Here is a 6663-nt window from a genome sequence, read left to right as displayed (position 1 = left end):
TATTACACGGTAAATCTACCGTTTTTATGTTAAGTAATATTTCGCCAACAGTATCCCCGCCGTAGGCGATCGCTATCTTGACTTCCTTAGTACTCAACCAAAGCTATTGCAGCGCATTCCACTATCTCGCATCGCATCTTGGTATCGAACCAGAATCGTAAGTAACCGCTTGGTCAATGACAAATGATAGTGCAGTCGTCAAACTTAAAACAGCTAATGACTAATGCATCAATAATGCGACAGAAACGCTCACACAGGATAGACATTAGACTGACTTTGGCAGAATACGACAAAGCACAGCTAATGGCAGATGAAAATAATCTCACTATGAGTGAGTTGTTTCGTGCCAAGACTCTGAAAAATAGATTGCCCAGGCGTGTCACCAAAGTAGCAGGTCAAACTTACTGGGAGTTGGGGAAAATAGGTAACAATCTCAACCAAATAGCTAAAGCAATCAATACTTCAGTACTCATGGGAGAACCTGTGGTCGTAGATAGAGCATTGTTGTCACAGGTAAGAGATTTGGTGAAACAGGTGCGCCGAGAGATTGCTGAAATTGATTTAATCACTGATTTACAAGATGAGGCATGATTGGTAAGCACATCAAAGGTAAAAGTTTTCGGGGACTGCTAAACTACCTCTTTGGCAAAGATGGAGCAAGACAAATCGGTGGGAATATGGAAGGAACAAACCCACGGGAATTAGCAGCTGAATTCGGTATATCTCGAAGATTAAACCCGAAGGTGAACAGGGCTGTTTATCACGCTTCTCTCAGTTTGGCCCACAAAGAGAGTTTAGATGATGATACTTGGGATGAAATCGCCCAAAAGTATCTGCAAGCAATGGGTTTTGATATGAACCAATATGTCGTAGTGCGGCATACTGACCGGACTCATGAACACATACATATTGCTGCCAGTCGTATTCAATTAGATGGTACTACAGTTTCTGATAGCTGGGACGATCGCAGAAGTGAAGCGGTAATTCGCAAGTTGGAGCAGGAATACAATTTGCAATCGGTGCAACCAAGTTGGGAAAAAGATAAGCACAGTCCAACTACTGGCGAACGTAGGCAACTTGCCAGAACTGGAGAAGAAAGCGTTAGAGTGAGACTCCAGCGATCGCTCGACCAAGCAACCCACGACCATCCCACTATGCCAGAGTTAATAGAGCGAGTGCAACAACAAGGTATTAATGTCCGCGTTGGTTATACTCGCACAGGCATTGTCAAAGGCATTAGTTACCAACTTGATGGTGTGGCTTTTAGTGGTACGCATCTTGGTAAAGCATATACCTTTCCTGGTTTACAAAAGCATCGAGGTGTAAACTACAATCCCAAGCGGGATGACAAACGTATGCAGAAACTCATGGAGCAAGCTGTTGAAAATCCCACATCAGCAGTGCCTCCAAAACAGGATGACAAACGCAGAAAGAAACTTATGGAGCAAACTGTTGAAAATCCCACACCAGCAGTTACTCAAACAAACTCCTTGCCTATACCAGAACCAACAAACTGGGAGCAAATACGCCTAAAGTTAAGCCAGCAGTACAATTTACCTAATTCTCTGCTCACAGAACTGTATGAAAAGGGTTGGCTCTATGCAAGTCAAACAGGTCAAGCTATATTTGTGGAACGCACACTCGACGATCTTCCAACTCTTGCCAAGCAGCTAGAACCAACAGGTAACTTCACCGCTATTCCCCTGAACTCTGAAGCTACGAAAAATGGTAGTTTTTGGATTGCTACAGATGCCACAGTAGAAAGAGCAGTATTGGTAAGTGACCCTATTGAAGTTCTCTGTGTCATTGCCTTAGAATCAACTGTTGACAAAGAAAAGCGTAAATCTACATTGTATTGGAGTGTAGGCAATAGTGAGCAAATACCTTTAGAATTTTTGCGATCGCTCGATACAGTAGTCATCGCTTTTAAAAATAATGAGACAGTTGAGGATTTGATAACTGAGATACTGGCTGAACTACCTCAAGCCAAAAAAGTTTCTCCCGGTGAAGCTGGTTGGAATGGAATGCTAACTAACAATCACTCGCAACCCAACCAAAGCCGAATACCAGAGCTTCAAGGTTGGGAACTTTGATATCAGTTATCATTAAAAGAAACACCATCCCATTGACTAAGGAACAGCCAGCACCCGCAGGTGACTTTGGCTGCTAAGTTATCGGCGAGATAGTAGTTTGGATGTTGTCTGTCAGCATTTAGGGCTTCATGAACCGACACGCTCAGATGAAAATTTGAACAACACCTGTAATATTTTCATTGCTATACCAAATGGCTATCGCTTCCCAGTAGATGTTGTAAATATATAGTTGTCACCCCGATCTGAAATCCCTGGGAAAACGGAATCGGACAGACCTATTTTCAAATATTTGGTATGAATTGTGTAATCACTCTCCTACAAATCTTGGCACAGTTGTTGTGGCAATTGTTTCATCACACGGACAAAAGGAGCCACATCATTTAAACCCTGCGCCACAATCAGAGCGCCTTGAATGGCAATAGCAGCATCTTCCCCACGCTCATGAGCCAGCGTCTCATCTAATCCGGCTGCCCTCAAAACAGTTGCTATTTCATCAATCCAGACTCGTAATAGTGTTTGCACCTTGGTATGAAAGATATCTCGTGCTGACCCCATCAACAAGATGGCACACATACAGGGTTGTTGTCCGCCTTCATATAGCTCGTTAATCTGCTCACACATCTTAGTCAACCGAGTGAGCGCATTCCCTCCACCGCGAAGTATCTGTAAAATGTGTTCCTCCAACCAACATTCCATAAAATCCAACACCGCCGTCACCATTTCATCCTTCCCACCGGGGAAGTGATGGTAGAGACTGGCTTTCCCCAAACCTGTCGCTTGTGAAATTTTCGATAAAGTCGCCCCATCGTAACCATACTGTCGAAACAGTTGTAGCAAGGAGGGAATATAAGTATCTTTTACCATTTACAGAAATTGAAATCTTATCTCTTGACATTATACCGAACGATTGGTACAGTTATTTTGTACCGAACGCTTGGTACAGAGATTCTGTACTAATTCCATAATTTGCAGGGATGTCTATGCAGCATCTCGAATCCAATACGGTTCAGTTGACAACGGGAGAAATCAACTTGCCGTGACTATTTCTGATTGCTTCTTATTCCCGTTAGACCGCTAATTTTTAGCCTAACAGTGCTTCTTTTTACAGAATATTGAGGATTAACCAATGATTAAGCTTTATGGTCATGAACTTTCTGGTAACAGCTATAAGGTCGAACTCTTACGCTTATGCGTTCACCTTTGGTAGCTAATAACCACCCATTTGATTCGTAACACTAACAATGAGGAGAGATTTATGAACAAAGATGTAAAGCTCGGAATTCTAGCAACGCTAAAGGCCAAACCGGGTAAAGAGAGTGAAGTGGAACAGTTCCTCAAAAGCGCTCTCCCACTCGCCAATCAGGAAGCAGGCACGACCGTTTGGTTTGCATTGCGTTTGGATGCAAATACCTTCGGTATCTTCGATGCATTTGCCCATGAAGCAGGACGCGAGGCTCATCTTTCAGGGCCTCGCCGCCGCCCTGATGGCTAAATGGAAGGAACTGCTGAGCGAAGCGCCCGATATCAAGAAGATCGATGTGTTAGCTGCAAAACTTGTCGGCTGAATTTTTCCTCTTGACAGTGCTTCTTTTTACAGAATATTGAGGATTAACCAATGATTAAGCTTTATGGTCATGAACTTTCTGGTAACAGCTATAAGGTCAAGCTGTTGCTATCACTATTGGGCATTGAATATGAATGGATTAAGGTCGATTTGTTTCAGGGGGAACACAGAGGCTCCCAATTTCAATCGCTTAATCCCTTCGGTCAAATTCCCGTATTAGTGGATGGCGACACAATTATAAAAGACGCACAGGCAATTTTGGTTTATTTGGCTCGTTGTTATGGTAGTGAACAATGGTTGCCACTGGATGCTGTCTCACTTAGTCAGGTTGTACGTTGGCTATCTACAACTGCGGGTGAAGTGCGTCAGGGGCCAGAATCGGCTCGTTTGTACTATCTGTTTAATGCCACCAGTATTGATATTGACAGAGCTAACCAAAAAGCAGAGTTTATTCTTACACAACTTAACCAACATTTACGCGATCGCCAATGGTTAGAGTTCGAGCGGATAACTATTGCAGATATAGCAGTATTCCCCTATGTTGCCTTAGCACCAGATGGCAAAATTGCTCTTGACTCTTATCCTCATATTCTGGCATGGATTGAGCGAGTTAAGACCCTTCCCGGTTTTATAGGAATGCAAGGAATTGCAGCACCTGCCTTGGTATAGGCAAATAACACCCAGTTTAGATGGAGAAGGTAGAGAGGAGGAGGAATTTTTTCCCTTCTCTGCTCCCCTGTCTTTTCTCCATCTTCCCCTGTTTTTAGATATGTAACAATAAAGAGTTATATGCCACGTAAATTTACGCAAATTGCTTTCACGCCTGCTGTCAAAGTTGCTCAAGAACAACGTGGCTCACGGCAGACCTATGCTCGATTTGAGCAAAATGGGCCTTCTAACGATACCATCACACCAGAAATTGAGGAATTTATCGCCCAAATGGATGGTTTTTATTTGGGAACCGTCGGTTCTAATGGTTATCCCTACATTCAATTTCGTGGTGGACAACCTGGGTTTTTGAAAGCTGTAGATGAAAAGACTTTAGGATTTGCTGACTTCAAAGGCAATGTTCAATATGTTACCGTTGGTAATCTTGACGAAAATGATAAAGCTTTTTTGTTTTTGATGGATTATCGCCATCGCCGACGGTTGAAAATTTGGGGGCGGGCTATGTATGTAGAAGATGATAGCGAACTAATTGAAAGCCTGAAACTTCCTAACTATGAAGCAGAAGTGGAACGAGTGATTCTGTTTCACATTGAAGCTTGGAATTGGAACTGTCCACAGCACATTCCTATTCGCTATTCTGAACAAGAAGTGGCGGTATTGCAAGCGAGGATAACTGAACTAGAGGAACTTCTTGCTAAGAAGCAGCAAATCTAATTTTTCTGAGTGAGCCAAGCCAATCAAAGGTTTCAGGCGAAAATTTATGTAAGTCAAATGTGGAAAAGTTGGTTCTAGCGCAGCTAACGCCACTTAGAGAGGGATAAACTCTCTAGGCGTAACTGCCATGATATTCAATCCCAGACAAACAACGATTAAATTTCTTAGACAAATAGGCTTTACCACCGGAACCAAAATTTGGCTCAGGATTTCTTGGGACTTGCCCATAGAAATGATACCGGAAAACTGGAATAACTACTGTCGCAATGGTCAATTTGTTTACTCCCACTACATTCTCTGCGGTAAAATCACCCAGCAAGGATTTCAACTCTACTGCTGTACTTACGGAGGTCGGGACAAACAAGGCAACACCTGCTGGCGTCTGACACCTAAACGCTATGCTGATGGTTGGGAATTGGCATTTAACATGTCATATCTTGGTGCTACAGTCAGCTTTTACCCCAACCAACCAGACAAGGGAATCAGCAATCACCACGTTAGTCAATGCCAATGTTTATTCTACGAAATTGATGATTTGGCATTGAGTGAGCAGCGACAAGCTGTAGATCGGTTAAAGGATGAAATCAACTTGGAACCCGCCGCTGTCGTTTACACAGGTGGAAAATCTCTGCACGTTTACTTTAAATGCAGCCATTCCTTGAATCCTGCTGAATGGCTGTACCTCAATCGCCAACTGACGATTATCCAAAACGCAGATCCAGCCATTTGCAACTTGGCTCGTTCCATGAGACTGCCAGGTATGGTTCGCAGACGGGTGGTGGATGGAATATTGAGTGCAACCATCCCCATTACCCTAGAGCATTGGTCAAACTGTCAGTACAATGTGGAAGAAATAGAAACCGCATTTGATTCTACAGCCTTATTTCCCTACGAACTTTCTGAGCAACGTTGGCGCAAGTGGGTGCAACTTCTCACAAGAGCGAAAAATGGAGAAGTTATCGACCCACAAACAGCGCTACTACAACGTTCTATTACTGCACCTCGCCCAACCTTACATTGCCGACGAGGGACAGTAACACAGGCTACAACCAGAGATAATTGCTCATCTCTTAAACAACTACGCGCTAGCGGAGTGTCTGTTCCTTTGTCTATTTGTTTAACTTTGAGCGATCGCACTTTACTAACTTATGGCAAATCTGAGGGAAACAGAAACAATTCTGGCTACAAATTAGCTCGTAATCTACTAGGTACATCTAATTTACTTACCAAACACCGAATCGCTTATTATCCCGAACCACGCCAACTATTTGACCGATATTGCGATCGCTGTACACCTCCACTTGAACCAACCGAGGCGGATACAATTTGGCACAGTGCGAATAAAACAACAGCCTTTGCCAGTCGGGATTTTGGCTCTATCGCTATGAGCATTCGTAAGTGGAAGTCACACCGCAAATCAAAAAAGCAATGCGTAAGAAAACCAAAAAGATTAGTTAACGCGATCTTGACAAAATCGATGTAATACCCTTCCAATTTTTACCCATAATCTACCGTGTACACATATCTTTGTATAGGATTAAAACGGTGTGGGACAACTCTCAAATACTTGTGTGTACACGGTAGCCCTATTCTGGGGAGACTATATGACTATTAAAAGTACTA

The 6663-nt window shown here is 43.1% G+C and carries 6 protein-coding genes and 1 pseudogene; 6 read left to right on the top strand and 1 reads right to left on the bottom strand.

Annotated elements, in window-relative coordinates; all coding sequences use genetic code 11:
• Nucleotides 1-216: 216 nt before the first annotated feature.
• Both mobC and HWQ39_RS22920 read left to right on the top strand, forming a co-directional pair.
• Nucleotides 217-591: a plasmid mobilization relaxosome protein MobC gene (mobC, locus tag HWQ39_RS22925; protein WP_292849957.1), complete on the top strand. Its 375-nt coding sequence runs from the start codon at nt 217-219 to the stop codon at nt 589-591.
• Nucleotides 588-2093, top strand: coding sequence for a relaxase/mobilization nuclease domain-containing protein (locus tag HWQ39_RS22920; protein ID WP_292849956.1), 1506 nt, complete (start codon nt 588-590; stop codon nt 2091-2093). The genes mobC and HWQ39_RS22920 overlap by 4 nt, the downstream gene beginning before the upstream one ends.
• A gap of 315 nt (nt 2094-2408) precedes the next feature.
• Here HWQ39_RS22920 and HWQ39_RS22915 read toward each other — a convergent pair whose 3' ends face one another.
• Nucleotides 2409-2957 (bottom strand): TetR/AcrR family transcriptional regulator, encoded by a 549-nt coding sequence (locus tag HWQ39_RS22915; protein WP_292849954.1) that lies wholly within the window; start codon nt 2955-2957, stop codon nt 2409-2411.
• Nucleotides 2958-3348: 391 nt separating this feature from the next.
• Here HWQ39_RS22915 and HWQ39_RS22910 point away from each other — a divergent pair.
• The 4 genes and pseudogenes from HWQ39_RS22910 (at nt 3349) to HWQ39_RS22895 (ending at nt 6523) form a co-directional block, all read left to right on the top strand.
• Nucleotides 3349-3658 (top strand): annotated as a pseudogene (locus HWQ39_RS22910) (antibiotic biosynthesis monooxygenase).
• A gap of 50 nt (nt 3659-3708) precedes the next feature.
• Nucleotides 3709-4326 (top strand): glutathione S-transferase family protein, encoded by a 618-nt coding sequence (locus tag HWQ39_RS22905; protein WP_292849950.1) that lies wholly within the window; start codon nt 3709-3711, stop codon nt 4324-4326.
• Nucleotides 4327-4446: 120 nt separating this feature from the next.
• A complete protein-coding gene (locus HWQ39_RS22900; protein ID WP_292849948.1) occupies nt 4447-5040 on the top strand; it encodes a pyridoxamine 5'-phosphate oxidase family protein in 594 nt (197 codons plus the stop codon).
• Nucleotides 5041-5167: 127 nt separating this feature from the next.
• Nucleotides 5168-6523, top strand: a complete 1356-nt coding sequence (locus tag HWQ39_RS22895; RefSeq protein ID WP_292849946.1) for a hypothetical protein — start codon at nt 5168-5170, stop codon at nt 6521-6523.
• Nucleotides 6524-6663 lie beyond the last annotated feature (140 nt).

Source organism: Nostoc sp. NMS8, from assembly GCF_017115045.1.
In the GTDB taxonomy this organism is placed as follows: domain Bacteria; phylum Cyanobacteriota; class Cyanobacteriia; order Cyanobacteriales; family Nostocaceae; genus Nostoc.
The sequence above is the reverse complement of the archived record's forward strand: the minus strand, read 5'-3'. Positions and strand labels throughout refer to the sequence as shown.

Bases quoted from the DNA above. Each gene is read 5' to 3' on its own strand.
- mobC (WP_292849957.1), top strand. From the start codon at position 217: ATGACTAATGCATCAATAATGCGACAGAAACGCTCACACAGGATAGAC.
- HWQ39_RS22920 (WP_292849956.1), top strand. From the start codon at position 588: ATGATTGGTAAGCACATCAAAGGTAAAAGTTTTCGGGGACTGCTAAAC.
- HWQ39_RS22915 (WP_292849954.1), bottom strand. From the start codon at position 2,957: ATGGTAAAAGATACTTATATTCCCTCCTTGCTACAACTGTTTCGACAG.
- HWQ39_RS22905 (WP_292849950.1), top strand. From the start codon at position 3,709: ATGATTAAGCTTTATGGTCATGAACTTTCTGGTAACAGCTATAAGGTC.
- HWQ39_RS22900 (WP_292849948.1), top strand. From the start codon at position 4,447: ATGCCACGTAAATTTACGCAAATTGCTTTCACGCCTGCTGTCAAAGTT.
- HWQ39_RS22895 (WP_292849946.1), top strand. From the start codon at position 5,168: ATGATATTCAATCCCAGACAAACAACGATTAAATTTCTTAGACAAATA.